Origin of the sequence: Rossellomorea sp. GCM10028870 (assembly GCF_042666755.1) — a bacterium.
Classification (GTDB): Bacteria; Bacillota; Bacilli; order Bacillales; family Bacillaceae_B; genus Rossellomorea.
Genome location: NZ_JBHTGN010000012.1, coordinates 1 through 2900, shown reverse-complemented (window position 1 = coordinate 2900; position 2900 = coordinate 1). Strand labels below are relative to the sequence as shown.

1 rRNA gene is annotated in these 2900 nt (G+C 52.3%); it reads right to left on the bottom strand.

From position 1 onward, the window contains the following. Nucleotides 1–2833 (bottom strand): 23S ribosomal RNA (locus tag ACFQWC_RS23135); the annotation flags it as partial. Between the last annotated feature and the right edge of the window lie 67 nt (nucleotides 2834–2900).

The following is a 2900-nucleotide window of genomic DNA, read 5'->3' as shown; positions in this document are numbered from 1 at the left end:
TACGTGATGGGAAATCTCATCTCGAGGGGGGCTTCATGCTTAGATGCTTTCAGCACTTATCCCTTCCGCACATAGCTACCCAGCGATGCCTTTGGCAAGACAACTGGTACACCAGCGGTGCGTCCATCCCGGTCCTCTCGTACTAAGGACAGCTCCTCTCAAATTTCCTGCGCCCACGACGGATAGGGACCGAACTGTCTCACGACGTTCTGAACCCAGCTCGCGTACCGCTTTAATGGGCGAACAGCCCAACCCTTGGGACCGACTACAGCCCCAGGATGCGATGAGCCGACATCGAGGTGCCAAACCTCCCCGTCGATGTGGACTCTTGGGGGAGATAAGCCTGTTATCCCCGGGGTAGCTTTTATCCGTTGAGCGATGGCCCTTCCATGCGGAACCACCGGATCACTAAGCCCGACTTTCGTCCCTGCTCGACTTGTAGGTCTCGCAGTCAAGCTCCCTTGTGCCTTTACACTCTGCGAATGATTTCCAACCATTCTGAGGGAACCTTTGGGCGCCTCCGTTACTCTTTAGGAGGCGACCGCCCCAGTCAAACTGCCCACCTGACACTGTCTCCCACCCCGATAAGGGGCGCGGGTTAGAATTTCAATACAGCCAGGGTAGTATCCCACCGATGCCTCCACCGAAGCTGGCGCTCCGGCTTCCAAGGCTCCTACCTATCCTGTACAAGCTGTACCAAAATTCAATATCAGGCTACAGTAAAGCTCCACGGGGTCTTTCCGTCCTGTCGCGGGTAACCTGCATCTTCACAGGTACTATAATTTCACCGAGTCTCTCGTTGAGACAGTGCCCAGATCGTTACGCCTTTCGTGCGGGTCGGAACTTACCCGACAAGGAATTTCGCTACCTTAGGACCGTTATAGTTACGGCCGCCGTTTACTGGGGCTTCGATTCGCACCTTCGCTTGCGCTAAGCACTCCTCTTAACCTTCCAGCACCGGGCAGGCGTCAGCCCCTATACTTCGCCTTACGGCTTCGCAGAGACCTGTGTTTTTGCTAAACAGTCGCCTGGGCCTATTCACTGCGGCTCTCTCGGGCTTGCACCCTACCAGAGCACCCCTTCTCCCGAAGTTACGGGGTCATTTTGCCGAGTTCCTTAACGAGAGTTCTCTCGCTCACCTTAGGATTCTCTCCTCGCCTACCTGTGTCGGTTTGCGGTACGGGCACCTTTTTCCTCGCTAGAGGCTTTTCTTGGCAGTGTGGAATCAGGAACTTCGCTACTATAATTCGCTCGCTATCACAGCTCAGCCTTCACGATGATGGGATTTGCCTCATCATCAGCCTAACTGCTTAGACGCACATATCCAGCAGTGCGCTTACCCTATCCTCCTGCGTCCCCCCATTGCTCAAACGGAAAAGAGGTGGTACAGGAATATCAACCTGTTGTCCATCGTCTACGCCTATCGGCCTCGACTTAGGTCCCGACTAACCCTGAGCGGACGAGCCTTCCTCAGGAAACCTTAGGCATTCGGTGGATGGGATTCTCACCCATCTTTCGCTACTCATACCGGCATTCTCACTTCTAAGCACTCCACCAGTCCTTACGGTCTAGCTTCGCAGTCCTTAGAACGCTCTCCTACCACTGACACCTAGAGGTGTCAATCCACAGCTTCGGTGATACGTTTAGCCCCGGTACATTTTCGGCGCAGAGTCACTCGACCAGTGAGCTATTACGCACTCTTTAAATGGTGGCTGCTTCTAAGCCAACATCCTGGTTGTCTAAGCAACTCCACATCCTTTTCCACTTAACGTATACTTTGGGACCTTAGCTGGTGGTCTGGGCTGTTTCCCTTTCGACTACGGATCTTATCACTCGCAGTCTGACTCCCATGGATAAGTCTTTGGCATTCGGAGTTTGTCTGAATTCGGTAACCCGATGAGGGCCCCTAGTCCAAACAGTGCTCTACCTCCAAGACTCTTACACATGAGGCTAGCCCTAAAGCTATTTCGGAGAGAACCAGCTATCTCCAAGTTCGATTGGAATTTCTCCGCTACCCACACCTCATCCCCGCACTTTTCAACGTGCGTGGGTTCGGACCTCCATTCAGTGTTACCTGAACTTCATCCTGGACATGGGTAGATCACCTGGTTTCGGGTCTACGACCACATACTCATTCGCCCTATTCAGACTCGCTTTCGCTGCGGCTCCGTCTCATCGACTTAACCTTGCATGGGATCGTAACTCGCCGGTTCATTCTACAAAAGGCACGCCATCACCCGTTAACGGGCTCTGACTACTTGTAGGCACACGGTTTCAGGTTCTATTTCACTCCCCTTCCGGGGTGCTTTTCACCTTTCCCTCACGGTACTGGTTCACTATCGGTCACTAGGGAGTATTTAGCCTTGGGAGATGGTCCTCCCAGCTTCCGACGGGATTTCACGTGTCCCGCCGTACTCAGGATCCACTCAAGAGGGAATGAAGTTTCAACTACAGGGTTGTTACCTTCTTTGACGAGCCTTTCCAGACTTCTTCGTCTACTTCATTCCTTTGTAACTCCGTATAGAGTGTCCTACAACCCCAAGAGGCAAGCCTCTTGGTTTGGGCTACATCCCGTTTCGCTCGCCGCTACTCAGGGAATCGCAATTGCTTTCTCTTCCTCCAGGTACTTAGATGTTTCAGTTCCCTGGGTCTGCCTTCCATACTCTATGTATTCAAGTAAGGATATTGTTCCATTACGAACAATGGGTTCCCCCATTCGGAAATCTCTGGATCAAAGCTCACTTACAGCTCCCCAAAGCATATCGGTGTTAGTCCCGTCCTTCGTCGGCTCCTAGTGCCAAGGCATCCACCGTGCGCCCTTCATAACTTAACCGAATTGGTTGTTACATCAGGTTTAAAACCTAAAATGGCGATACTCGGTAATTTCTTGACTATCAATT